Below are 25,866 nucleotides of genomic sequence, written 5' to 3'. Positions count from 1 at the left end.
TGGAGCTACCAGGTCAAGTCAACAAGCTTACTTGTTGATCTTGGTGACCTGGCCGGCGCCGACCGTCCGGCCACCCTCACGGATGGCGAACTTCAGGCCCTCTTCCATGGCGATGGGCTGGATGAGCTCGACCTTCATCTCAGTGTTGTCGCCCGGCATGACCATCTCGGTGCCCTCGGGGAGGGTCACGACGCCGGTCACGTCCGTGGTACGGAAGTAGAACTGCGGACGGTAGTTGTTGAAGAACGGCGTGTGGCGGCCACCCTCGTCCTTGGACAGGATGTACGCCTGGGCCTCGAACTCCGTGTGCGGGGTGACCGAGCCCGGCTTGATGATGACCTGGCCGCGCTCGACGTCCTCGCGCTTGATGCCACGGAGGAGCAGACCGACGTTCTCACCGGCCTGGCCCTCGTCGAGCAGCTTGCGGAACATCTCGATGCCGGTGACCGTGGTGGTGGTCTTCTCGGTCTTGATGCCGATGATGTCGACGGTCTCGTTGACCTTCAGGACACCACGCTCGATACGGCCGGTGACGACCGTACCGCGACCGGTGATCGTGAAGACGTCCTCGATCGGCATCAGGAAGGGCTTGTCGACGTCGCGCTCCGGCTCCGGGATCGCGGTGTCGACGGCGGCCATCAGGTCCAGGACCGACTGGCCCCACTCCTTGTCGCCCTCGAGCGCCTTGAGCGCGGAGACCTTGACGACCGGAACGTCGTCGCCCGGGAACTCGTACTCGGAGAGCAGCTCACGGACCTCGAGCTCGACGAGCTCCAGGATCTCCTCGTCGTCCACCATGTCGGCCTTGTTCAGGGCGACGACGATGTACGGAACGCCGACCTGGCGGGCCAGGAGCACGTGCTCCTTGGTCTGCGGCATCGGGCCGTCGGTGGCGGCGACCACGAGGATGGCGCCGTCCATCTGGGCAGCACCGGTGATCATGTTCTTGATGTAGTCCGCGTGACCGGGGCAGTCGACGTGGGCGTAGTGACGCGTCTCGGTCTGGTACTCGACGTGCGCGATCGAGATGGTGATACCGCGCTGGCGCTCCTCGGGAGCCTTGTCGATCTGGTCGAACGCCGAAGCCTCGTTCAGGTCCGGGTACGCGTCGTGCAGCACCTTGGTAATGGCGGCCGTGAGGGTCGTCTTACCGTGGTCGATGTGACCGATGGTGCCGATGTTGACGTGCGGCTTAGTCCGCTCGAACTTCGCCTTCGCCACTGGGGTCCTCCTGTGGAGTGGTTCTGGTACGCCTTACTCATCGGCGCCAGGTGATCTTTGCTGTTAGTGCCCGGGCCCCGGGGCACCCACCGCAGACGGTGACGAATGCGGGTGAATGCCCCGGCAGGCTCCGGAGTCAAGCCTAAGGCGTGTGGACGCAGTGCGTTAACGCAGTGCCTTACTCGCCCTTGGCCTTCGCGATGATCTCCTCGGCGACGTTCCGCGGAACCTCGGCGTAGGAGTCGAACTGCATCGAGTAGCTTGCGCGACCCGACGTCTTGCTGCGGAGGTCTCCGACGTAGCCGAACATCTCCGAGAGGGGCACGAGGCCCTTCACGACGCGGGCACCGGCCCGCTCCTCCATGGCCTGGATCTGACCACGGCGGGAGTTGATGTCGCCGATGACCTCACCCATGTAGTCCTCGGGCGTGGTGACCTCGACGGCCATCATCGGCTCGAGCAGCACGGGGCTGGCCTTGCGCGCGGCCTCCTTGAAGGCCTGCGAACCGGCGATCTTGAAGGCGAGCTCGGAGGAGTCGACCTCGTGGTAGCCACCGTCGATGAGCGTGACGCGGACGCCCGTCATCTCGTAGCCCGCGAGGATGCCGAACTGCATGGCCTCCTGCGCACCGGCGTCCACCGAAGGGATGTACTCCTTCGGGATACGGCCACCGGTGACCTTGTTCACGAACTCGTACGAGGCGTCGCCGCCCTCGATGGGCTCGATCGCGATCTGCACCTTGGCGAACTGACCGGTACCACCGGTCTGCTTCTTGTGGGTGTAGTCCACGCGCTCGACGGCCTTGCGGATCGTCTCGCGGTAGGCGACCTGCGGCTTGCCGACGTTGGCCTCGACCTTGAACTCACGGCGCATACGGTCGACCAGCACCTCGAGGTGCAGCTCGCCCATACCACCGATGATGGTCTGGCCGGTCTCCTCGTCCGAGTGAACCTGGAAGGAGGGGTCCTCCTCCGCGAGACGCTGGATGGCGACACCCAGCTTCTCCTGGTCACCCTTGGACTTGGGCTCGATGGCGACCTGGATGACCGGCGCCGGGAAGTCCATGGACTCCAGGATCACCGGCTGCTTGTCGTCGCACAGCGTCTCACCGGTCGTGGTCTGCTTCAGACCCATGACGGCGATGATGTCGCCCGCGCCCACCGACTCGATCTCCTCACGCTTGTTCGCGTGCATGCGGTAGATCTTGCCGATGCGCTCCTTCTTGCCCTTGACGGAGTTCAGCACGGCGGTGCCGGACTCCAGGCGGCCCGAGTAGACCCGGACGAAGGTGAGCTTGCCGAGGTGCGGGTCGCTCATGATCTTGAACGCCAGCGCCGACAGCGGCTCGTCGTCGGACGGCTTGCGCTTGACGACCGTCTCCGGGTCCTTGACGTCGTGGCCCTCGATGGCCTCGATGTCGACGGGAGAGGGCAGGTAGCGCACGACCGCGTCGAGCAGGGGCTGGACGCCCTTGTTCTTGAACGCGGTGCCGCAGAACACCGGGGTGACCGTGGTGTCCTTCGACTTGCCGGACGCGATGGTGATACGACGGATCGCGGCGTACAGCTGCTCCACGGAAGGCTCCTCGCCCTCCAGGTACAGCTCCATGATCTCTTCGTCGTTCTCGGCGACGGCCTCGATCAGCTTGCCGCGGTACTCCTCGGCAGCCTCGGTGTGCGTGGCCGGGATGTCGACGGTGTCGTACATCTCGCCCTTGGTGGCCTCGGCGGACCAGACCAGGGCCTTCATCGTCACGAGGTCGACGACGCCCTTGAAGTCGGCCTCGGCACCGATCGGCAGCTGCATCACGATCGGCTGAGCGCCAAGGCGGTCAGAGATCATGTCGACGCAGCGGTGGAACTCGGCACCGGTCCGGTCGAGCTTGTTGACGAAGCAGATGCGGGGGACGCCGTAGCGGTCCGCCTGACGCCACACCGTCTCGGACTGGGGCTCAACGCCGGCGACGCCGTCGAACACCGTCACGGCACCGTCGAGCACGCGCAGGGAACGCTCCACCTCGACGGTGAAGTCGACGTGGCCCGGAGTGTCGATGATGTTGATGGTGTGGTCGACGTCTTCCAGCGGCCAGTGACAGGTGGTGGCAGCAGAGGTGATCGTGATGCCACGCTCCTGCTCCTGCTCCATCCAGTCCATGGTGGCAGCGCCGTCGTGGACCTCACCGATCTTGTAAGACACACCGGTGTAGAACAGGATCCGCTCGGTGGTGGTCGTCTTGCCCGCGTCGATGTGGGCCATGATCCCAATGTTGCGGACCTTGGCCAGGTCAAGTGAAGTGGTAGCCATAAGGCTTCAGTCTTCTCTCGGTCTCGATGTGGGTAGCGACTACCAGCGGTAGTGCGCGAAGGCCTTGTTGGACTCGGCCATCTTGTGCGTGTCCTCGCGCTTCTTGACGGCCGCACCGAGGCCGTTCGAAGCGTCGAGAAGCTCGTTGAGCAGACGCTCGGTCATGGTCTTCTCGCGACGGGCGCGGGAGTAACCGACCAGCCAGCGCAGGGCGAGCGTGTTCGCACGACCCGGCTTGACCTCGATCGGGACCTGGTAGGTCGCACCACCGACACGGCGGGACTTGACCTCGAGGGTCGGCTTGATGTTCTCCAGCGCGCGCTTCAGCGTGATGATCGGGTCGTTGCCCGTCTTCTCACGCAGACCCTCCATGGCGCCGTAGACGATGCGCTCGGCGGTGGAGCGCTTGCCGTTCAGCAGCACCTTGTTGATGAGCGACGTGACCAGAGGGGAACCGTAGACCGGGTCGATGATGACCGGGCGCTTCGGGGCGGGGCCCTTACGAGGCATTTCTACTTCTCCTTCTTGGCGCCGTAGCGGGAACGGGCCTGCTTGCGGTTCTTGACACCCTGGGTGTCGAGGGAGCCACGGATGATCTTGTAGCGAACACCCGGCAGGTCCTTCACACGGCCGCCGCGCACGAGCACGATGGAGTGCTCCTGCAGGTTGTGTCCCTCACCCGGAATGTAAGCGGTGACCTCGATCCCGCTGGTCAGACGCACACGCGCGACCTTACGCAGGGCCGAGTTCGGCTTCTTCGGGGTGGTCGTGAACACACGCGTGCAGACGCCACGACGCTGAGGGGAACCCTCGAGTGCGGGCGTCTTGTTCTTCTCGACCTTGTCCTGCCGGCCCTTACGGACCAGCTGCTGGATCGTAGGCACTACTTCTCCGGTTTCTGTGTGCCGAATGGTGAAGCTAACCTGGAACGTCGCCGACCCACGCGGTCGGGTGTGTCGAATCCGGCAGACTCCCGCCGCCAGGCGGAAAGGGCGCAGATTACGGTGGCCAATGACGGCTCGCCATGCGGTTGAAGGCACGCACGAGAGCCAGGGCACACCCCAGGCACAAGGTCTGAGCGTACCTACCTCATACGCTGCGGTCAAAACAAATGGGCCGCGCCCGCATCGCCATGCGAAGCATGTCAAGACCCTACGCCGCACATGATCTTCGAATTCACGTTCCAGGCACCTCCAGGAGCTATGTCACCGCAGCTCACCCCAGGTCACGCGGAGGCCAGGGCCGCCGCGATGAGGATGGTGATGATCAGCGCCCATCCGGCGACCGACAGCCAGCCCAGGACCAGCCCGGTCATGGCGAGGCCCTCGCCGCGCTCGCCGGTGCGCTGCATTTCGCTGCGGGCGGAGTGACCGAGGACGACCGCGGGTATCCCGGTGAGCCCGGCGGTGAAGAACGTGAGGATCCCGCAGACCATGGAGCCGACCGCCTTGCCGTTCGTCGGCGGCGGGACGGGCAGAAAGGTCGCGGGCACGACCGGAGCGGCGTGATTGACCGGCACGGGCCCCTGCGGCAGATCGGCGACCAGAAGGGCCAGCTCCCCCACGGTCCGCGCGGCATAGGCCCGTGCCACCCGCCGGTCGAACTCCCCCTTCTCCAGCCGCCCCTCCGCATACCCCGCCCGGAGCACGTCCACGGCACGCTCACGGTCGGCGTGGGAGGCGAGCATGGACGGGGCGGTGTGCCCCTGCCAGGTCTGCCCGGAGCCCTGGGCCGGCGGCGGGGCGCCCTGCCACGCCTGCATCGGGCCGTGCTGCCCCTGCTGCGGGGCCCGCTGCCAGGGCCGCAGGGGCACGTCATGCCCCGACTGCGGGACATCCTGCGCCCGCTGCGAGTCCCCCTGCCCCGACTGCCAGGGCTGCCACGACGGATTGGACACGAGTACCTCCCCGAACCCCCGAGTCCCTCCATGATGCGCCGAACGGGCACTTTCGGCACAGACTGCGCCGCAGTGCACGCGCCGAGGGGCGGGCGTCGGCCATGACGGCCGGTTGTCGCTGGTTTCCCGCGTCCCTTCTTCAAGTACGTTGGCTGGTTGCAGAGTTCAGGCATCAGCGCAGGTGAACACGGGGGCGGCGGGCATGGCTGGGGGGCGGACACGCGCGTGGGAGGACGACGGTTTCGACGACAGCGTGCCGTTCCTCGCCCGGCTGGACAAAGAGGACCGTCTGGCCTTGCTGGACATCGGCCGCCCGCTGCGCTACCCGGCGCGGAGCGTCATCATGCGCCAGGACGAGCCTTCTGCCCATGTGCTCCTCCTCCTGCACGGCTGGACGAAGGTCACAGCTCTCGCGGCCAACGGGTACGAGGCCCTGCTCGCCCTGCGCGGGCCCGGTGACATCGTCGGGGAGGGCGCAGCCCTCAGCAGGCGTCAGCGTTCCGCGACCGTCACCGCGCTGGAGCCGATCGAGTCGGTCGTCATCGAACAGAATCGATTCACCGCGTTCCTCTCCGGGAATCCCCGGGTGGCACTTCAGCTACTGAGTCTGACCACTGACCGGCAGCGCTCCACCGACCGCCGACGGCTGGAGTGGGCCGCGCTCACGGTGCGCGAACGGCTGGCCGTCCTGCTGCTCGAACTCGTCCGCACACACGGCAGCAGGACCGACGAGGGCATCGAGCTGACCATCGGGCTCAGCCAGCAGGAGTTCGCGGGCTCGGTCGGCTCCTCCCGCGAAGCGGTGGCCAGGCTGCTCAAGGAACTGCGCTCCCGAGAGATCGTCGCCACCAGACGCCGCCGGATCGTCGTCCTCCGGCCCGACGTCCTGCGGCGCATCACCGGCCAGGGCTCCGCCTGACCGGACCGCAGACACCGTTCTGTGCACACGGTCACAGTTCGTCCGTGTCATCGGCCCTCTGACGCGCGCCCCTCCCCCGCCATCGTGCTGAGCAAGGGAAACCGACGCACGAGAGGCAGCCACCATGACCGACCCCGTGTACCGCACCATCCTCCTCTTCGACATCGAGCAGTACGGCTCCCGCGACGACGTGGAACAAGGGTTCCTCCGGCGAGTTCTCTACGACGTCGTGGACAGCACCCTGTCCGATGCCTCCGTCGACGAGACACTCCGGCTGCGCGCCGACCGCGGCGACTCCGTCATGGAGCTCATCGACACCCAGGTCTCTGTCCCGGTGCTGGTGAAGACCCTCCTCACGGAGACCCCGGCCCTGCTGCACAACAAGAACCGGCTGCTCGCCGACAGTGCCCGGATGCGCCTGCGTGTCGTCCTCTCCTCCGGCTACGTGGCCATCGACGAGTTGGACGGCTGGGTCGGCTCGGACCTCAACCACGCCGTACGCCTGCTGAACTCCGACCCTCTGCGTGACGCCCTGAAGGAACGGGAGGACGACAGCGTCCTGTGCGTGTCCGAGGGCATTTACCAGGGCGTGGTCCGGCACGGCCCGCTGGGCGTGCGGCCCGGCGACTTCCACCGCATCACGGTGGAGACAAAGGAGGGCCCGACGGTGGCATGGCTGCACGGGCGGCTGGGCACCGCCGAGTCCCCCGCGGGCGGATCCGCCTCGGCGCCGCCCGCCGCACCGTCCAGCCAGACCCACGTCGGCCGCGACCAGTACGGGGTCAGCGGCGGCACTGTCAACGGCGGCCTGACCTTCGACCTCGGGCGCGCCGAGCAGGGCGAGCGCTGATGAGCCAGGAAGAGGCGTCGGGTGCCGCGGCACCGGACAGCGAGACGGAGCAGGACGGCGAGCAGAAGAAGCAGGAGGAAGCGGCCGAGTCGCAGGAACAGAAGCGGCAGGAGGCCTGGGGTGCACGCCAGGCTCTGATCACGCACGGCCCCTCGTTCGTGCAGCCGCTCGCCGCGCAGTCCGCGACCCGGATCGCCCGCGACCAGATCGGCGTGAGCGGCGGCACCTTCCACGGCAACGTGAACTTCTTCGGCGGCCCGGCCAGGCAGGCCGAGCAGCTGTCCGGGGAGATCCCCCGGGAGAACATCCAGAAGCTGTCGGGCGTCTTCTGCGGCTGCCCGAGCTTCGATGAGGCGCTGCACCGGCTGCGCACGGAAAAAGTGGTCATCCTGTCCGGCGGGCGGGACACAGGCAGGAGCTCCGCCGCCCTGATGCTCCTGGACCGCCTGGGCATGCGGCATATACGCAGCCTGGAGCCTCCCGACTCGGTCTCGGCCCTGCCCGAGCAGTTGGACGGCGCCGCCGGATACCTCCTGCCCAACCTGGCGACCAGCCGAAGCCGCCCACTACGCGACACGCATCTGTTTCAGCTGCGTGAGCGGCTGAACAAGTTGGGCGGTCATCTCGTGATCACGGTTGAACCGTCCGCGACCTTGGACGACGTCCCTTGCATACCGTGGGAACCTCCGTCGCCCGAGGACATGCTGTACTCCCATGTCACACCGCGCACCGGTGAGGACTCGTGGGCAGGCCTGGTCGCTCTCGCTCCGGTGCAGGAGTTCCTTGCCCGGCCACAACAACCGCGCGAGATCGAGGAGTTCGGACAGCGGCTCATCGCATTCCACCGCGGTGAGACGGACGAGGCCAAACTCGCCGAGTACGGCGCGACGGCCGTGGAGACCCAGGTGGCCGGCCGGCTCACGGACGAGAAGCGCCCACTGCGCGACAAGGCGTTCCTGATCTCCCTGGCCGTCTTCGACAAGGCCCCGTACGCGGTGGCCGCCGAGCTCGGCGACGACCTGTACGTACGTCTGCAGAAGACGGCCGATCCCCGTCAGTCGCCCGTGATCCCGGTCTTCGGCAATTCCCGTGAATCCCGGCTTCAGCTCGCCGGCGCCAAGGGCTACGTGGACACGGAGGTCACCGAATGGGGAACCGTCGTAGGCCAGTACTTCGCCGCGTTCCGCGATGAGCGCACAGCCCCGGTCCTGCTGCACGAGGTCTGGGTCCGCCACCCGTCGGCTCGGCCCGCCCTCGCCGAGTGGATCCGTGCACTGGCCGATGACGGTCGTCCCCTGGTACGCACCCGAGCCGCTTCGGCGACCGCACAGCTCGCCGCCGTCGACCTGTCGTCGACCATGGCCCACCTCATCGAGCCATGGGCGGACGACGACTACTTCGGCTCCTGGCTGACGGCGGCCAACGCCCTCACCATGGCCCAGCTGCTGTCGGTGCCGCACGTCTTCCGGATCCTGCACGACTGGTGCACCGGCGAGATCGAGAGCCGCCGCTGGACGGCCGTCCGCGCCTACGGCCTGCTGGGACCCGTGAACCACGAGGAGACGCTGAGCGCTCTCCTGGACGCCATACGCAGGCCGGCTCCCGACGACCGCGACCAGGACGACGAGGACGACGACTCCTCGCAGAGGGAGGAGGCCCGGCAGTTCGCCGAAGCTCTCGAGCTGCTGCTCCTCGCTGTGCGCAAGCCGGTGCTGAGCGCTCTCGTCGACCGTGTCGAGAAGAGGCACCTCGACAACACCGGCCGTGCGGTGCGCGCACACGCCCTGCTCGCCTTTCTCGAGGCCTGCAAGCAGTCGAAGGGCGAGGACAGCGACCGCCCGCCCGTCCTCGACTGGTACGCGCAGGCGACGGCGGACGACGACAAGGCCACCGCCCGGGAGCTGGCCGTGTTCTGGCAGGCGCTGCTGGCGGACCGCGCGCACAACTCCCAGGCCCTCGACGTCCTGCGCGGCTGGGTGCGCAGGGCCGACGGCGACCCGGTGTCCGAAGCCGCCCTCACCTCGCTGCTTCCCGCGCTGGCGACCACACCCGTCAATCACCGCCGTGTCAGTCACATGTTGGGCACGGTCCGCGACTTCGAAGGAACCCTCACGCCGGCTGCGGCGCGGCTGCTGCGGCACCTGGATCCCGTCTGAACCTGCCCGAGGAGGCCGAGCATGCAACCCACTTCCCCACCACCCGAACAGCCGAAATCACCGGAGCAGGCACACCGGGAGTACCCCGGGCAGAAGGAACAGAGCGAACAGCTCGACTGGTTCCGGCAGGACCCCCGGCAATCCGCGGCCCCCCACACCGACTCGGACCCCGTCCACACGGTCTGGCAGCTGTCACGCTTCCGTCTCGGCGGGCGGCGTTTCACGGGCAGCATCGACCACGCTCTGGTCTGCGTGACGCGGAGGGGAGCGTACGAGACCTTCCTGCCGCCCGACCGGCCCACGACCGTGCGGCGTTACATCGCCCTGTACGAGGTCGACACCGACCCCCACTCCTTTCAGCTGAACGTCCCGTTGCCGAGCCTCGTCGACAGCTTCGAGTTCGAAGTGACGGCCGACATCACCTGGCGTGTCGTCCACCCGGCACAGTTTGTCCGCAGCCAGGAGCGTGACGTACCCGGCCTCATCGCCCGAAAGCTGCTGCCACAGATGCGTGAGGCCAGCCGCCGTCATCCCATCGAGGCGAGCGCCGAGGCCGAGCGGGCGGTCTGGGAGGCGGTGACCCATGCCTCCTGGCTCGGCGACGGGCAGGGGCTGAAGGTCACCTGTTCCATCCGCCTGCGCCGCGACGTCGCCGAGCGGTTCCACCAGGCCCGTCTGCGGACGGCCCGTCACGAGGTGGAGGCCGCGTGGCCGGAGCACGAGGCAGCCCGACGTCGGGAGATGTACGAAGCCGAGCGCCGGGCCGAGAAGATCAAGTTCTACGAGGACACCCTGGCCGGAGGCGGAACCGCCGCGCTCGCCCTGCACTTGGCGGCGCACCCTGACGAGACCCGGCTCGTCCTCGATCACCTCCAGGCCGGCCAGAACAAGTTGGTGGACACTCAGATGCGCCTGATCGACCAGGCCCTGGAGAACAAGCAGCTGGAGGACTACCAGCTCGACGGACCCCGCCAGCTCATCGCCGATCGGATGTCGGCCATCCTGCGGACCACGGCCCTCTCCGAGGCAGAGTCGGGCGAGCCGCATCCGGAGTTGCCGCACAAGTCGCCGACGGTCGAGTCCGCTCCGCCTGAGGACGGCCCGGAGCTCCGTAAATGATCCCGAGCGCCACCGCCCCGGACGACCCGCGCATGAGGACGGGAGCCGAGTTGCTCGCCGGTCTCCGTGGCGAGATAGCACGCGCCGACGCCAAGGCCACGGTCCTGGTCGGAGTGCTGAGCATGTCCATCGGCGTACTCGGAGTCCTTCTGCCCGGCCGGAACTGGAGCCCCGGCCGCCTCCCGGCACCGTCCGCGCTGCTGTGGTGGACGGGAACAGCCCTCATGATGACCGCCCTCTTCTCCCTGCTGCTGGCGGTGACGCCCCGTCATGGCGTCGGCCACTGGACGCCCGGCCGACCACTCACCTACTTCGGCGACATACGGCAGGCCGCACGGACCGGTCACCTCGCCAGTGCCCTCACCGAGACCGCGCGGGACCCGGACCTCGGCCTTTTGCTCGCGCTCACCGAGACGAGTCGTATCGCCGCCCGCAAGCACTTCTGGATCCGGACCGGATTGATGGCCTTCGGCTCCGCGGCGGTCTTGCTCCCCGGATCACTGCTCATCGCCTGAACCGACCTGCGTCCCATGCGAGTCCATTCAGACCAAGGGAGAGTCATGTCCATGCCATACGATGGGGAGAAACCGAGGGAAACGTGCTCCTCCCCCGCGGCCCCAGACGACGACCTGCCCCGCCGCCGCGGCCGCATCCACATCACCGCACGCCAGCGCCGTGTGGACGCCACCACTCTGGGCAACCTCGCGCTCCACCTGCCGCACGTGCTCGCAAGCCTGGCCGTCGTCTTCGGAGTGTCGTACGTCGTCAGCGCCCTGACCGGCCTGCCCTGGTGGATCCCCTGTGGGTGCTGGGCGCTGAGCGGTGGCCTCGTCTTCCACCGGCCCTGCGAGCGCCTCATGGCACGGTGGCTGTTCGGCTTGCGCTACCCCCACCCGGAGGAGGACCGAAAGCTCCGGTCCGTCTGGCGCGAGGTCACCGCGCGCGCCGGAGTGGACGGAAACGCGTACCAGCTCTGGGTCGAGGACAGCGACGAGATCAACGCCATGGCTGCCGCAGGTCACATCGTCGGCGTCACCAGCCATTCGCTCGGGTCGCTGTCGACCGCTCAACTCGCCGGCGTCCTCGCACACGAACTGGGCCATCACACGAGGGGACACGCATGGGCCTCGCTGCTGACCTTCTGGTACGCACTGCCGGGCCGGCTGACCTGGCGGCTGCTCCGTCGGCTGGCCTCGCACATCGACCGCCTCTCTGTCGGCGCGGCCGCCCTGGTGATCGGCGTGCTGGGCGCTGCTGTGGTCGCCGTGGCGACCGCGACATACGGCCTGGTGTTCCTGCCGTTCGCCGCTCCCTACCTGGCGGCTGCCGTGTCACGGCGTTCCGAGCTCCGGGCCGACGAACACGCGGCGGGCCTCGGCTTCGGACCGCAGTTGATGACGGTGCTGCGCGAGGAGCACGAGCGGGAACGGTCCGAACGCGTCGCTGCCACAGCGGCGGGACTGCCGTCCGTGAAGGAAGGCGTCATCGCGCGGCTGCTGGCCTCGCATCCCGATGTGCACACCCGGCTGCACCATCTGCAGACCCGCTCGCAGAGCAGGCCCTGAACACACCGAAGGGCGGCCACCCCGACAGGGTGACCGCCCTTCGACTGACTTGCGCCTTACTGGTTGTACGGACCGTAGTCGTAGTCCTCCAGCGGAACGGCCTGGCCGGAGCCCGTGCCGAACGGCGAGTAGTCGATGTCGTCGTAGCCGACGGCCGAGTACATCGCGGCCTTGGCCTCCTCGGTCGGCTCGACCCGGATGTTGCGGTAGCGGGACAGGCCCGTACCGGCCGGGATGAGCTTACCGATGATGACGTTCTCCTTGAGGCCGATCAGGGAGTCGGACTTGGCGTTGATCGCCGCGTCCGTGAGGACCCTGGTCGTCTCCTGGAAGGACGCCGCCGACAGCCACGACTCGGTCGCCAGCGAGGCCTTGGTGATACCCATCAGCTGCGGACGGCCGGAGGCCGGGTGGCCGCCTTCCTGGACCACACGACGGTTCTCGACCTCGAACTTCGAGCGCTCGACCAGCTCGCCGGGCAGCAGCTCGGCGTCGCCGGACTCGATGATCGTCACTCGGCGGAGCATCTGCCGGATGATGATCTCGATGTGCTTGTCGTGGATCGACACACCCTGCGAGTTGTAGACCTTCTGGACCTCGCCGACCAGGTGGACCTGGACGGCACGCTGACCCAGGATGCGCAGCACGTCGTGCGGGTTGGTGGCACCCACGGTGAGCTTCTGGCCCACCTCGACGTGCTCGCCCTCGCTGACCAGGAGTCGGGCACGCTTCGAGATCGGGTACGCCGTCTCGTCGCTGCCGTCGTCCGGGGTGACGACGATCTTCTTGGTCTTCTCGGTCTCCTCGATCCGCACGCGGCCGGAGGCCTCGGAGATCGGGGCGACACCCTTCGGGGTACGGGCCTCGAAGAGCTCGACGACACGCGGCAGACCCTGGGTGATGTCGTCACCGGCCACACCACCGGTGTGGAAGGTACGCATCGTCAGCTGGGTACCGGGCTCACCGATGGACTGGGCGGCGATGATGCCGACCGCCTCACCGATGTCGACCAGCTTGCCGGTGGCCAGCGAGCGGCCGTAGCACATGGCGCAGGTGCCGACCTGGGACTCGCAGGTCAGGATCGAGCGGGTCTTGACCTGCTCGATGCCGTGGTGCACCAACTGGTCGATGAGCACGTCGCCCAGGTCCACGTTGGCCGGCGCGATCACCTTGCCGTCGACGACGACGTCCTCGGCGAGCATGCGGGCGTAGACGCTGGTCTCGACGTCGTCCGCCTTGCGCAGCACACCGTCCGCGCCCCGCTCGGCGATCCGCAGCTTCAGACCGCGCTCGGTGCCGCAGTCCTCCTCGCGGATGATGACGTCCTGGGAGACGTCCACCAGACGACGGGTCAGGTAGCCCGAGTCGGCGGTACGCAGGGCGGTGTCCGCCAGACCCTTACGGGCACCGTGCGTGGAGATGAAGTACTCCAGCACGGACAGACCCTCACGGAACGACGCCTTGATCGGACGCGGGATCGTCTCGTTCTTCGCGTTCGACACCAGACCACGCATACCGGCGATCTGACGCATCTGCATCATGTTGCCTCGTGCACCCGAGTTCACCATCATGAAGATCGGGTTGGTCTTCGGGAAGTTCTCGTTCATCGCCTCGGCGACCTCGTTGGTCGCCTTGGTCCAGATCGCGATGAGCTCCTGCGTGCGCTCGTCCTTGGTGATCAGACCGCGCTCGTACTGCTTCTGGACCTTCTCGTCCTGCGCCTCGTAGCCCTTGACGATCTCCTTCTTCGCCTCGGGAACGACGACGTCGGAGATGGCCACGGTGACGCCGGAACGGGTCGCCCAGTAGAAGCCGGCCGCCTTCAGGTTGTCGAGCGTCGCCGCCACGATGACCTTGGGGTAGCGCTCGGCGAGGTCGTTGACGATCTCGGAGAGCTGCTTCTTGCCGACCTCGTAGTCGACGAACGGGTAGTCCTCGGGCAGCAGCTCGTTGAAGAGCGCGCGGCCCAGGGTCGTCCGCAGGCGGAAGGTGTCACCCTGCTGCCACTCCGGCTCGCCCTCCTCCTGCGCCGGCGGGGTCCAGCCGCGCGGCGGGATGGTGCCCACCGGGAAGCGGATGTCCACGCGCGACTGCAGCGAGAGCTCGCCGGCGTCGAACGCCATGATCGCCTCGGCGACGGACGCGAAGGAGCGCTCCTCGCCCTTGACGTTGCGCATCTCGCCGTCGGTGGTGAGGAAGAACAGACCGAGGACCATGTCCTGGGTCGGCATCGTCACCGGACGGCCGTCGGCGGGCTTGAGGATGTTGTTCGAGGACAGCATCAGGATGCGGGCCTCGGCCTGCGCCTCCGCGGACAGCGGAAGGTGCACGGCCATCTGGTCACCGTCGAAGTCCGCGTTGAACGCGGTGCAGACGAGCGGGTGGATCTGGATGGCCTTGCCCTCGACCAGCTGCGGCTCGAAGGCCTGGATGCCGAGGCGGTGCAGGGTGGGCGCACGGTTCAGCAGAACCGGGTGCTCGGCGATGACCTCTTCGAGGACGTCGTACACGACCGTGCGGCCGCGCTCCACCATGCGCTTGGCGCTCTTGATGTTCTGCGCGTGGTTCAGGTCGACCAGGCGCTTCATCACGAACGGCTTGAAGAGCTCCAGCGCCATCGCCTTCGGCAGACCGCACTGGTGCAGCTTCAGCTGCGGACCGACGACGATCACGGAACGCGCGGAGTAGTCCACACGCTTGCCGAGCAGGTTCTGACGGAATCGACCCTGCTTACCCTTCAGCATGTCGCTGAGGGACTTCAGCGGGCGGTTACCGGGACCGGTGACCGGGCGACCACGACGACCGTTGTCGAACAGCGCGTCGACGGCCTCCTGGAGCATGCGCTTCTCGTTGTTCACGATGATCTCGGGCGCACCGAGGTCGAGAAGGCGCTTCAGTCGGTTGTTCCGGTTGATCACACGGCGGTACAGGTCGTTCAGGTCGGAGGTCGCGAAGCGGCCACCGTCCAGCTGCACCATCGGGCGAAGGTCCGGCGGGATGACCGGGACGCAGTCGAGAACCATGCCCTTGGGGCTGTTGGACGTCTGCAGGAAGGCAGACACGACCTTCAGCCGCTTCAGGGCGCGGGTCTTCTTCTGGCCCTTGCCGGTGCGGATGATCTCGCGGAGACGCTCGGCCTCCTCCTCGAGGTCGAAGGACTCCAGGCGCTTCTGCAGCGCCGCGGCACCCATCGAACCGTCGAAGTACGTGCCGAAGCGGTCGCGCAGCTCGCGGTAGAGCAGCTCGTCGCCCTCGAGGTCCTGGACCTTGAGGTTCTTGAACCGGGTCCACACCTCGTCGAGACGGTCGATCTCGCGCTGCGCACGGTCGCGCAGCTGCTTCATCTCGCGCTCGGCACCTTCGCGCACCTTGCGGCGCACGTCGGCCTTGGCACCCTCGGCCTCGAGCTCGGCCAGGTCGGACTCGAGCTTCTTGGCGCGGGCCTCGAGGTCGGCGTCACGCCGGTTCTCGACCTGCTGCCGCTCGACGGAGACGTGCGCCTCCAGGGAGGGCAGGTCGCGGGTACGGCGCTCCTCGTCGACGTACGTGATCATGTACGCCGCGAAGTAGATGACCTTCTCGAGGTCCTTGGGCGCCAGGTCCAGCAGGTAGCCGAGGCGCGAAGGAACACCCTTGAAGTACCAGATGTGCGTGACGGGAGCGGCCAGTTCGATGTGGCCCATCCGCTCACGGCGCACCTTGGCGCGAGTCACCTCGACGCCGCAGCGCTCACAGATGATGCCCTTGAAGCGGACACGCTTGTACTTGCCGCAGTAGCACTCCCAGTCCCGGGTCGGACCGAAGATCTTCTCGCAGAAGAGTCCGTCCTTTTCGGGCTTGAGCGTGCGGTAGTTGATGGTCTCGGGCTTCTTGACCTCGCCGTGGCTCCACTGACGGATGTCGTCAGCGGTGGCCAGACCGATCCGGAGCTCATCGAAGAAGTTGACGTCGAGCACTATGCGTCAATCCCTCTCAGGGTTGTAAGTCTTGGGGTCTGATACGGGGGTCCAGGGGCCGGCCGGAGGTTCCTCACCAGGGCCTCCGGCCGGACTCCCGTCAGACCTCTTCGACGCTGCTCGGCTCGCGCCGGGACAGGTCGATGCCGAGCTCCTCCGCAGCGCGGAAGACATCCTCGTCGGTGTCACGCATCTCGATGGACATACCGTCGCTGGACAGCACCTCCACGTTCAGGCAGAGCGACTGCATCTCCTTGATGAGCACCTTGAAGGACTCGGGGATGCCGGGCTCGGGGATGTTCTCGCCCTTGACGATGGCCTCGTAGACCTTCACGCGGCCGGTGACGTCGTCGGACTTGATGGTCAGCAGCTCCTGGAGGGCGTAAGCGGCGCCGTAAGCCTCCAGCGCCCACACCTCCATCTCGCCGAACCGCTGGCCACCGAACTGGGCCTTACCACCCAGCGGCTGCTGGGTGATCATCGAGTACGGGCCGGTCGAACGCGCGTGCAGCTTGTCGTCGACCAGGTGGTGCAGCTTCAGGATGTACATGTAGCCGACCGAGATCGGCTCCGGGAACGGCTCACCGCTACGGCCGTCGAACAGCCGCGCCTTGCCGGACGGGAGCACCATGCGCTCGCCGTCGCGGTTCGGGATGGTGTGCTGCAGCAGACCCGCGAGCTCGTCCTCGCGCGCACCGTCGAAGACGGGGGTTGCGACGTTCGTGCCCGGGTCGACCTGGTCGGCGCCGATGGCCTGCAGGCGCTGCGCCCACTCGTCGGCGAGACCGGAGACGTCCCAGCCACGGCTGGCGAGCCAGCCGAGGTGGATCTCAAGCACCTGTCCCGGGTTCATTCGGGACGGCACACCCAGCGGGTTGAGGATGATGTCGACCGGAGTTCCGTCCTCGAGGAACGGCATGTCCTCGATGGGCAGGATCTTCGAGATGACACCCTTGTTGCCGTGCCGGCCGGCGAGCTTGTCACCGTCGGTGATCTTGCGCTTCTGCGCCACGTACACGCGCACCAGCTGGTTCACACCGGGGGGAAGCTCGTCGCCCTCCTCGCGGTCGAAGACGCGGACGCCGATGACCTTGCCGATCTCGCCGTGCGGCACCTTCAGCGAGGTGTCACGGACCTCACGGGCCTTCTCACCGAAGATCGCGCGCAGCAGGCGCTCCTCCGGCGTCAGCTCGGTCTCGCCCTTGGGCGTGACCTTGCCGACGAGGATGTCGCCGGCGACGACCTCGGCACCGATACGGATGATGCCGCGCTCGTCGAGGTCGGCGAGGACCTCCTCGGAGACGTTCGGGATGTCCCGGGTGATCTCCTCGGGGCCGAGCTTGGTGTCACGGGCGTCGACCTCGTGCTCCTCGATGTGGATCGAGGAGAGGACGTCGTCCTGCACGAGGCGCTGCGACAGGATGATCGCGTCCTCGTAGTTGTGACCCTCCCACGGCATGAACGCCACGAGCAGGTTCTTGCCCAGCGCCATCTCGCCGTTCTCGGTGGCCGGACCGTCGGCCAGGACCTGGCCGTCGATGATCCGGTCGCCCTCGTTGACGATGACCTTCTGGTTGACCGAGGTGCCCTGGTTGGAGCGGGCGAACTTGGCCAGGCGGTACGTGATGTACGTGCCGTCGTCGTTGGCGGTGGTGATGTAGTCCGCGGAGACCTCCTGGACCACACCCGCCTTCTCGGCCTTGACCACGTCGCCGGCGTCGACGGCGGAGCGGTACTCCATGCCGGTGCCGACGAGCGGGGACTCGGACTTAATCAGCGGCACGGCCTGACGCATCATGTTCGCGCCCATGAGGGCACGGTTGGCGTCGTCGTGCTCGAGGAACGGGATCATGGCGGTCGCGACCGACACCATCTGGCGCGGCGAGACGTCCATGTAGTCCACGTCGTCACCGGCGACGTAGTCGACCTCACCGCCACGGCGGCGGACGAGGACGCGGTTCTCGGCGAACCGCATGTCGTCGTTGAGCGTGGCGTTGGCCTGCGCGATGACGAAGCGGTCCTCCTCGTCGGCCGTCAGGTAGTCGACCTCGTCGGTGACCTGACCGTCGACGACCTTGCGGTACGGCGTCTCGACGAAGCCGAACGCGTTGACCCGGCCGTACGAGGCGAGCGAACCGATCAGACCGATGTTCGGGCCTTCGGGCGTCTCGATCGGGCACATGCGGCCGTAGTGGGACGGGTGCACGTCACGGACCTCGAAGCCGGCCCGCTCACGGGAGAGACCACCCGGGCCGAGCGCCGACAGACGGCGCTTGTGGGTGAGACCCGACAGCGGGTTGTTCTGGTCCATGAACTGCGACAGCTGGCTGGTGCCGAAGAACTCCTTGATGGAGGCGACGACCGGCCGGATGTTGATCAGGGTCTGCGGCGTGATCGCCTCGACGTCCTGAGTCGTCATGCGCTCACGGACGACGCGCTCCATACGAGCCAGACCCGTACGGACCTGGTTCTGGATGAGCTCGCCGACGCTGCGCAGACGACGGTTGCCGAAGTGGTCGATGTCGTCGGTCTCGACAACGATCGTCTGGCCGTTGTCCGCGGCCGTCTCGGTCTCGCCGGCGTGCAGCTTCACCAGGTACTTGATCGTCGAGATGACGTCCTCGACGGTCAGGATGCCCGCGTCGAGCGGGGCCTCCGCACCCAGCTTCTTGTTGACCTTGTAGCGGCCGACCTTGGCGAGGTCGTAGCGCTTCGGGTTGAAGTACAGGTTCTCCAGAAGCGTCTGCGCGGCCTCGCGGGTCGGGGGCTCGCCCGGACGCAGCTTGCGGTAGATGTCGAGCAGCGCGTCGTCCTGGCCCTGGGTGTGGTCCTTCTCCAGGGTGGCGCGCATGGACTCGTACTCGCCGAACTCCTCGAGGATCTGCTCGGTCGTCCAACCGAGAGCCTTGAGCAGAACGGTCACGGACTGCTTGCGCTTGCGGTCGATGCGGACACCGACCATGTCGCGCTTGTCGATCTCCATCTCCAGCCAGGCACCCCGGGACGGGATGATCTTGGCGGAGAAGATGTCCTTGTCGGACGTCTTGTCGATGGAGGAGTCGAAGTAGACGCCGGGCGAGCGGACCAGCTGCGACACCACGACACGCTCGGTGCCGTTGATGACGAAGGTGCCCTTGTGGGTCATGAGCGGGAAGTCGCCCATGAAGACCGTCTGGGACTTGATCTCGCCGGTCTCGTTGTTGGTGAACTCAGCCGTCACGAAGAGCGGAGCGGCGTACGTGAAGTCGCGCTCCTTGCACTCGTCGATGCTGTTCTTCGGGGGCTCGAAACGGTGGTCGCGGAACGTCAGCGACATCGACCCGGAGAAGTCCTCGATCGGAGAGATCTCCTCGAAGATCTCCTCCAGACCGGACTTGGTGGGGACGTCCTGACCGGACTCGAGAGCCGCCTCGACCCGACTCTGCCAGGCGGTGTTCCCGAGCAGCCAGTCAAAGCTCTCGGTCTGCAGCGCGAGCAGGTTGGGAACCTCGAGGGGCTCCTTGATCTTTGCAAAGGAGATGCGCAGCGGGGCGGTGCTGGCACCGTTGTTCGTATTCGCGGTCGAGGCAGTGCGCGAGGCGGCCAAGAGGGGGTCCTTCCGAGGGCTCGGACTCACTACGCGCGTACCGGTCCCTCTCCCGCACACAGAGACAGGACTCCCCGATTTGGCCGAAAGGCCAGGTCAGGGACTTCTGATCGTCGGTGCTCAAGCGAGGGCATGCCCCTGGTGACGGGCAGGGGACAGCTAACAGGCAGCGCAAAGGGTCAGTGTAGCCACTCGGCACACTGATGTCCAGCCCCGGTTTTCGGAGACCCTCGTTGTTCTCAACACCTGCGGCAAGCCCACGCCCTCAATGCACGTTGATACTGCCCTCTTCGTCGTCGATCCATGCCTCGGATTCGGATCCTTGTGACGACGCGTCCTGAGAATTGCGCGCTGCGTGCGGTTCGTCAAGGCCCCCATGGCCCAAACCACATACCACCTGGGGTGCTTGGAGGCACGACGAAGATCACCATACTCCGCACACCCGACGGTGCAAGGCAGCCACCACCCGACGCTCAGGAACGCCGAAGAGCGACCACCCGGATGGATGATCGCTCTTCAGTGCGTCAGCGTTACAGCCCTCTGTGAGGAGCCGTATCAGCTAGCAAGGGAGTCCTGCGGGACTCCGTGGGGTCACTTGACCTCGACGGAGGCGCCGGCGCCCTTGAGGGACTCGGCGGCCTTCTCGGCGGCGTCCTTGGCGACCTTCTCGAGAACGGGCTTCGGGGCGCCGTCCACGAGGTCCTTGGCCTCCTTCAGACCCAGGGAGGTCAGCTCACGCACGACCTTGATGACCTGGATCTTCTTGTCGCCGGCGCCGGTGAGGATGACGTCGAACTCGTCCTTCTCCTCCTCGACCGGGGCGGCGGCGGCCGGACCGGCCGGGCCCGCGACGGCGACCGCGGCGGCGGCGGTGACGTCGAACTTCTCCTCGAACGCCTTCACGAACTCGGAGAGCTGGATGAGGGTCATGCCCTCGAACTCGGCGAGCAGTTCGTCCTGGGTGAGAGCCACGATGGCTTTCCTTCCACTAATTTCGGCTGGTGCCGGGATGTACATGTCTGGCGGGCGTACGTTCGGCCCGCTACGACCGCTGCCTCAGGCGGACTGCCTCAGGCGGCGATCATGATGCGAGCCGAATTACTCGGCACCGCCCTGCTCGTCCTGCTTGGCACGAAGCGCGTCCACGGTGCGGACGAGCTTCGACGGGAGCGCCTGGAAGACCTGAGCAGCCTGCGTCTGCTTGCCCTTCAGGGCGCCCGCCAGCTTGGCGAGCAGAACCTCGCGGGACTCGAGGTCCGCAAGCTTCTTGATCTCGTCGGCGGACAGCGCCTTGCCGTCAAGGACACCGCCCTTGATGACGAGGTTCGGGTTGTCCTTGGCGAAGTCACGAAGACCCTTCGCCGACTCCACCGGGTCACCGGTGACGAAGGCGACCGCCGTCGGACCGTTGAACAGGTCGTCGAGCGTCGAGATCCCGGCCTCGTTGGCCGCAATCTTGGTCAGCGTGTTCTTCACCACGGCGTACTGGGCGTTCTCACCGAGCGAACGACGCAGCGTCTTGAGCTGCGCCACGGTGAGACCCCGGTACTCGGTCAGCACGGCGGCGTTCGAGCTGCGGAACTGCTCCGTCAGCTCGGCTACCGCGGCAGCCTTGTCGGGCCTTGCCATGAGCGTCGGCCTCCTTCCGGGTGATGACGACCGCTCGGAAGGGGCTTGACAAACGAAACGCCCCGGCGCAGGCGCACGGGGCGTACCTCGACCGGCATTCGCAGCGTCAGCAGCGGACTCCGGGAGCACTTCCACAGTCACCTGCGCGGGTCGTCCGCGGTTCAGCGGATCCTTCGGCCACCGCACCCTCCAGGAGCGCACGGCAACGACCAGCGGTCTTTGGCTTCTCCAGGAGGGTACGTGACCGGATCGCTGTCAAGCAAATCCGGTCCTACGGCTCAGCTCTGGGCGCCCTTCATCATCTCGGCGAGGTCGGCGGTGTCCTTGGCCGGCGGGGCCGTGACCTTCACCGGCTGGTTGATGTCGAGGAAGGTGATCATCAGGTCGAGCGGCCCCTTGTCGGCCTCACCACGCATCCGGAACCGCTTGGTGTGGTCGTCGCCGTCGATCCACGCGTCCATGGTGAACGAGTCGACGCCCAGCTTCTCGTACTGCCCCAGAGCCTTCTCGCGCTGCTCCCGTACGGTCTTGTTCTTGTCCTTGAGCGAGGCCTTGAGGTCCGCGACGGTGACCTTGCCCTCGTAGTGAGTGGTCTTCACGCCGTCGACGGTCTCGGTGCCGACCTTCTTCACGTTCTTGGAGCCGGTGAGGAAGGTGGAGTTGGCAGCCGGGTTCTGGTCGGCCTGGCCGGCGCCCAGCTGGTCCGCGTTCAGCCCCTTGCCGCCGCCGAGCGCGGACATGTCGAGCTTGATCCAGCTCTTGCCGTCCATCTCCTTGGCCATCGCGGCGTTCCCGCCTATGTACATGGCCTTGCCGACGAGGCGGATCTCGACCGGGCCCTTGGTTGCCTGGTTCTGGGCCGTCATTTTCATGCTCATGGCCAGCGGCTTGATGCTCACCGCCGCGTCGGCGGAAATCCGGCCCGCCCCCGGGACCTGGCCCGTCATCCGGTAGTGCGCGGACTTGATGTCCTCGCTGTTCTTCGCCGCCTTGGCGATGGCCGCCGCCGGAGTCATCGCGGGCGACTCGGCGGAGTCGCTCTTCTGACAGCCGACTGCTCCCCCCGCGAGCAGCAGGGCGGCGAGCCCGGCGCCCGTCGCTTTACGGCGCGCTGAAACACGTACGGAAGTCCCCATTGATTCCCCCCATGGAATGCATGGCTGATACACAGTAAGGAGGCGAGCCTAACCTCAGGAGGCTGCAGGAGTCTCCCGTATTCCTCCGGACACCAGCAGCCCGCCCGCCTCAGGAGCTGGTGCCGGACCCGCTCGCGGTGTCGCTGCTGCCCGGCGTCATGCCCTGCTTCTTCAGCAGCTGCCTGAAGTCCTCGGTGTCGCTCGCCGGGGGCTTGGTGGCGGAGACCTTCACGCCGTAGTCGCTGTAGTAGGCGGTCTGGGTGTACTCACCGGCCGACATCCGGCCCTTCTCGACCTTCTTGACCAGGAGGTTCTGGTCGTTGACCCAGATGTCGACGGACTCCGTGCCGACGCCGGCCTGGGTGAGCTGCTTCTTCAGGCCGGCGAGCTGGCTCGCGGTGAGGTTGGAGTTCTTGCGGGCGAGGTCGGCGACGTCCACCGTGCCCGAGTAGTGCGTGGTGTCCACGCCGCGCACCTTCTCGGTGCCGACCTTCTTGACGTCCCCGGAGGCCAGCAGCAGCTTCACCGACTGGTTGGGGGTCGTGTTCTGCATCTGGTCCTTGAGGTACGCCCCGGAGCTGCCACCGAGGTCGGCGAGGTCCGCGTAGCCGTACCGGATCCAGTGCTTGCCGCCCGCCTGCCCGGCGAACTTGTCGCCCATCTTCGCGTAGTAGGCGTCGGACAGATAGCGGGCCTCCATCGACGTGGTGCCGAGCCGGCGCATGGTGTCCGCCATGGTGCCGCCGGTGTACGTGATGGTCAGGGTGCCGGTGAGACCGTCCGCCCAGCCCAGGGTGCCGTCGCCCTTCATGGACATCAGCGGGCCCATGGTGGTCGTCGACTCGACCCTGGCGGAGTCGGCGCCGTCGGTGGACTGCTCGGCGGTGCGCAGGGCCGCTATGGGGCTGAGGTGCGTCGCGCCCTTGCCGGAGGCCCTGTCGCCCTTGCCGGAGGAGTCCGAGGAGCTGCAGGCGGCCACGCCCGACATCGCGGTCACCACTGCGATCGACAGGCTCACCCGGCGTACGGTCGTGCTCTTCATCGGTCCCCCACCCCTGAGCGATTGCTGTGCCCGCACGCTAACGCAGGGCACTGACACCCGTCCGCGGGAAAAGGGACGAGCCCCGCACCAATGGGGTTGCGGGGCTCGTCTGAAAAATCGCCTACGCGCGACTGCCGTCAGGATCAGACGGCGGCCGGGTCTTCCTCGACGAGGAGGTTGCGGGTGCGGTTGGAGTCGACCGGAATGCCGGGGCCGATCGTGGTGCTGATCGCGGCCTTCTTGATGTAGCGACCCTTGGCGGCGGACGGCTTCAGACGGAGGATCTCCTCCAGCGCCGCCGCGTAGTTCTCCACCAGCTTGGTGTCGTCGAAGGACACCTTGCCGATGATGAAGTGCAGGTTCGAGTGCTTGTCGACGCGGAACTCGATCTTGCCGCCCTTGATGTCGTTGACGGCCTTCGCCACGTCCGGGGTCACGGTGCCGGTCTTGGGGTTCGGCATGAGACCACGGGGACCGAGCACACGGCCGAGGCGGCCGACCTTGCCCATGAGGTCCGGGGTGGCGACGACGGCGTCGAAGTCCAGGCGGCCCTTCGAGACCTCGTCGATCAGTTCGTCGGAGCCGACGATGTCGGCGCCCGCGGCCTCCGCGGCCGCAGCACGGTCACCGGTCGCGAAGACCAGGACCCGGGCGGTCTTACCGGTGCCGTGCGGAAGGTTCACGGTGCCACGGACCATCTGGTCGGCCTTGCGCGGGTCGACACCCAGACGGAAGGCGACCTCGACGGTGCCGTCGAACTTGGTCGTGGAGGTCTCCTTGGCGAGACGGACGGCCTCGAGCGGGGCGTAGAGCTTCTCCCGGTCGATCTTGGCGTCCGCAGCGCGGAGAGACTTGCTGCGCTTGCTCACTACTGCTCCTGTGTGTGTCTGAGGAGTCGTGGTCCGGGCCGAGCAGGCCCTGCCACTTCTGCTTCTTGCGGGAGTTGGGCTCAGCCCTCGACCGTGACGCCCATGGAACGCGCGGTACCGGCGATGATCTTCGCGGCGGCGTCCAGGTCGTTGGCGTTGAGGTCGGGGAGCTTGGTCTGGGCGATCTCGCGGACCTGCGCCTCGGTGATCTTGGCGACCTTGGTCTTGTGCGGCTCGCCGGAGCCCTTCTCGATGCCCGCGGCCTTGAGGATCATCTTGGCGGCCGGCGGCGTCTTGGTGATGAAGGTGAAGGAGCGGTCCTCGTAGACCGTGATCTCCACCGGGATCACCCAGCCACGCTGCGACTCGGTCGCGGCGTTGTACGCCTTGCAGAACTCCATGATGTTGACACCGTGCTGACCCAGCGCGGGGCCGACCGGCGGGGCCGGGTTCGCGGCGCCGGCCTGGATCTGGAGCTTGATGAGCCCCGTGACCTTCTTCTTCTTGGGAGGCATTGCTCTCCGGGTCCTTTCGATTGAGGCGTGCCTCCGCCCGGGTCGCGTCCCGGATGAAGGCATACCGCACAACGATAACGGGTATAGATGCGCGGCTAAAAACCGAGCAGGTCAGACCGGCTACGAGAGCCCGCCTGACCTGCGCGGAAGCGGTGCGTCCAGAAGCTGCTAGTTCTTCTGGATCTGGTCGAACGAGAGCTCGACCGGCGTCTCGCGGCCGAAGATCTCCACCAGGCCCTTGACCTTCTTCGAGTCGGGGTTGATCTCGTTGATGGTCGCCTGCAGCGTGGCGAACGGGCCGTCGGTGACGGTGACCGAGTCGCCGACCTCGAAGTCCAGCACCTGGACCTCGACCTTGCGCTGCGGGGCAGGCTTGCCCTCGGCCTCGGCGGCCTCGCGGGCGGCCTTCTCCTCGGCCTCCGGGGCGAGCATCTTGACGATCTCGTCCAGGGTCAGCGGATACGGGTCGTAGGCGTTGCCCACGAAGCCGGTGACGCCGGGAGTGTTGCGGACCACACCCCAGGACTCGTTCGTCAGGTCCATGCGGACGAGGACGTAGCCCGGGAGCTTGTTCTGCTTGATGGTCTTGCGGTCGCCGTTCTTGATCTGGACGACCTCTTCCTGCGGCACCTCGGCCTGGAAGATGTAGTCCTCGACGTTCAGCGAGACGGCGCGCTGCTCCAGGTTGGTCTTCACGCGGTTCTCGTAACCGGCGTAGGTGTGGATGACGTACCACTCGCCGGGCAGGGAGCGCAGCTCCTCGCGGAGGGCCTCGACCGGGTCGACCGGCTCGGACTCCTCCTCCGCGATTTCTTCCTCGGCGGACTCGTCAGCGGCGGACTCGTCAGCGGCGGACTCGTCCTCGTCCACGACCTGCAGGGCGGCCTCCTCGGCCGGCTCCCCCGCCTCGGCCTCGGCAGCCTCGAACTCGTCCTGCTCGTCCGCGCCCTCGACGATGTCGAGCTCGTCATCCACGGACTCGTCCGGCTCGATGGCGTCGTCGTTCAGGTTCGTGTCAGACACGGTGGCTGCTTCTTCCTGGATACATAGGGGTGGAACATGCGAAAGGGGCGCCGGGTACCTCGGCGCCCTTCGCTCTCG

Annotated in this window: 20 protein-coding genes; 6 read left to right on the top strand and 14 right to left on the bottom strand. The window is 67.0% G+C overall.

All coding sequences use genetic code 11. From position 1 onward, the window contains the following. Positions 1 to 27: 27 nt before the first annotated feature. The 5 genes from tuf to EDD92_RS28140 form a co-directional block, all read right to left on the bottom strand. The gene (tuf, locus tag EDD92_RS28160; RefSeq protein ID WP_030930538.1) at positions 28 to 1,221 is read right to left on the bottom strand and encodes an elongation factor Tu; all 1,194 of its coding nucleotides are present in this window, start codon (positions 1,219 to 1,221) and stop codon (positions 28 to 30) included. A 178-nt stretch (positions 1,222 to 1,399) separates the two neighbouring features. Further along, positions 1,400 to 3,526 carry an elongation factor G gene (gene fusA, locus EDD92_RS28155; protein WP_030930540.1) on the bottom strand — a complete coding sequence of 709 codons (2,127 nt, stop codon included), beginning with the start codon at positions 3,524 to 3,526 and terminating at the stop codon, positions 1,400 to 1,402. A 39-nt stretch (positions 3,527 to 3,565) separates the two neighbouring features. Next, positions 3,566 to 4,036, bottom strand: coding sequence for a 30S ribosomal protein S7 (gene rpsG, locus EDD92_RS28150; protein ID WP_003992340.1), 471 nt, complete (start codon positions 4,034 to 4,036; stop codon positions 3,566 to 3,568). Between the two features lie 2 nt (positions 4,037 to 4,038). After that, complete coding sequence (gene rpsL / locus EDD92_RS28145; RefSeq protein ID WP_003948652.1) at positions 4,039 to 4,410, bottom strand: 30S ribosomal protein S12; 372 nt, start codon at positions 4,408 to 4,410, stop codon at positions 4,039 to 4,041. A 341-nt stretch (positions 4,411 to 4,751) separates the two neighbouring features. After that, on the bottom strand, positions 4,752 to 5,288 hold the full coding sequence (locus tag EDD92_RS28140) for a DUF1707 and DUF4190 domain-containing protein (RefSeq protein ID WP_399185464.1): 537 nt from the start codon (positions 5,286 to 5,288) through the stop codon (positions 4,752 to 4,754). Between the two features lie 337 nt (positions 5,289 to 5,625). Here EDD92_RS28140 and EDD92_RS28130 point away from each other — a divergent pair, with 337 nt between their 5' ends. The 6 genes from EDD92_RS28130 to EDD92_RS28105 all read left to right on the top strand — a co-directional run bounded on the left by EDD92_RS28130 (position 5,626) and on the right by EDD92_RS28105 (position 12,032). Continuing rightward, entirely contained in the window at positions 5,626 to 6,342 is a 717-nt protein-coding gene (locus tag EDD92_RS28130) for a Crp/Fnr family transcriptional regulator (protein ID WP_123966947.1), read from the top strand. 124 nt (positions 6,343 to 6,466) lie between these two features. Further along, positions 6,467 to 7,192, top strand: coding sequence for a hypothetical protein (locus EDD92_RS28125; protein WP_123966946.1), 726 nt, complete (start codon positions 6,467 to 6,469; stop codon positions 7,190 to 7,192). Further along, positions 7,192 to 9,348 (top strand): hypothetical protein, encoded by a 2,157-nt coding sequence (locus EDD92_RS28120; RefSeq protein ID WP_123966945.1) that lies wholly within the window; start codon positions 7,192 to 7,194, stop codon positions 9,346 to 9,348. Before EDD92_RS28125 ends, EDD92_RS28120 begins: the two co-directional genes overlap by 1 nt. Before the next feature lie 21 nt (positions 9,349 to 9,369). Then, positions 9,370 to 10,467 (top strand): hypothetical protein, encoded by a 1,098-nt coding sequence (locus EDD92_RS28115; RefSeq protein WP_260326799.1) that lies wholly within the window; start codon positions 9,370 to 9,372, stop codon positions 10,465 to 10,467. Next, positions 10,464 to 10,982, top strand: coding sequence for a Pycsar system effector family protein (locus EDD92_RS28110; protein WP_123966944.1), 519 nt, complete (start codon positions 10,464 to 10,466; stop codon positions 10,980 to 10,982). The genes EDD92_RS28115 and EDD92_RS28110 overlap by 4 nt, the downstream gene beginning before the upstream one ends. A gap of 45 nt (positions 10,983 to 11,027) precedes the next feature. After that, the gene (locus EDD92_RS28105) at positions 11,028 to 12,032 is read left to right on the top strand and encodes a M48 family metalloprotease (RefSeq protein ID WP_123966943.1); all 1,005 of its coding nucleotides are present in this window, start codon (positions 11,028 to 11,030) and stop codon (positions 12,030 to 12,032) included. A 56-nt stretch (positions 12,033 to 12,088) separates the two neighbouring features. Here EDD92_RS28105 and EDD92_RS28100 read toward each other — a convergent pair whose 3' ends face one another. The 9 genes from EDD92_RS28100 to nusG all read right to left on the bottom strand — a co-directional run bounded on the left by EDD92_RS28100 (position 12,089) and on the right by nusG (position 25,788). Continuing rightward, on the bottom strand, positions 12,089 to 15,988 hold the full coding sequence (locus EDD92_RS28100; RefSeq protein ID WP_123966942.1) for a DNA-directed RNA polymerase subunit beta': 3,900 nt from the start codon (positions 15,986 to 15,988) through the stop codon (positions 12,089 to 12,091). A gap of 100 nt (positions 15,989 to 16,088) precedes the next feature. Next, positions 16,089 to 19,574: a DNA-directed RNA polymerase subunit beta gene (gene rpoB / locus EDD92_RS28095; protein ID WP_123966941.1), complete on the bottom strand. Its 3,486-nt coding sequence runs from the start codon at positions 19,572 to 19,574 to the stop codon at positions 16,089 to 16,091. A 591-nt stretch (positions 19,575 to 20,165) separates the two neighbouring features. Beyond that, complete coding sequence (gene rplL / locus EDD92_RS28085) at positions 20,166 to 20,549, bottom strand: 50S ribosomal protein L7/L12 (RefSeq protein WP_093499670.1); 384 nt, start codon at positions 20,547 to 20,549, stop codon at positions 20,166 to 20,168. A 123-nt stretch (positions 20,550 to 20,672) separates the two neighbouring features. Beyond that, positions 20,673 to 21,203: a 50S ribosomal protein L10 gene (rplJ, locus tag EDD92_RS28080; RefSeq protein ID WP_016434607.1), complete on the bottom strand. Its 531-nt coding sequence runs from the start codon at positions 21,201 to 21,203 to the stop codon at positions 20,673 to 20,675. Positions 21,204 to 21,481: 278 nt separating this feature from the next. Continuing rightward, positions 21,482 to 22,339: a DUF1396 domain-containing protein gene (locus EDD92_RS28075; RefSeq protein WP_123966940.1), complete on the bottom strand. Its 858-nt coding sequence runs from the start codon at positions 22,337 to 22,339 to the stop codon at positions 21,482 to 21,484. 109 nt (positions 22,340 to 22,448) lie between these two features. Beyond that, on the bottom strand, positions 22,449 to 23,381 hold the full coding sequence (locus tag EDD92_RS28070) for a hypothetical protein (protein ID WP_123966939.1): 933 nt from the start codon (positions 23,379 to 23,381) through the stop codon (positions 22,449 to 22,451). A 143-nt stretch (positions 23,382 to 23,524) separates the two neighbouring features. Further along, complete coding sequence (gene rplA / locus EDD92_RS28065; protein WP_030930575.1) at positions 23,525 to 24,250, bottom strand: 50S ribosomal protein L1; 726 nt, start codon at positions 24,248 to 24,250, stop codon at positions 23,525 to 23,527. Between the two features lie 80 nt (positions 24,251 to 24,330). Then, positions 24,331 to 24,765 carry a 50S ribosomal protein L11 gene (gene rplK, locus EDD92_RS28060; RefSeq protein ID WP_003998857.1) on the bottom strand — a complete coding sequence of 145 codons (435 nt, stop codon included), beginning with the start codon at positions 24,763 to 24,765 and terminating at the stop codon, positions 24,331 to 24,333. Between the two features lie 168 nt (positions 24,766 to 24,933). Then, entirely contained in the window at positions 24,934 to 25,788 is an 855-nt protein-coding gene (gene nusG / locus EDD92_RS28055) for a transcription termination/antitermination protein NusG (RefSeq protein WP_123966938.1), read from the bottom strand. Positions 25,789 to 25,866 lie beyond the last annotated feature (78 nt).

It is taken from the genome of Streptomyces sp. TLI_185 (assembly GCF_003814765.1).
Lineage (GTDB): Bacteria > Actinomycetota > Actinomycetes > Streptomycetales > Streptomycetaceae > Streptomyces.
Note: the sequence above shows the minus strand (reverse complement) of the source record. Positions and strands in the feature narration are given on the sequence as shown.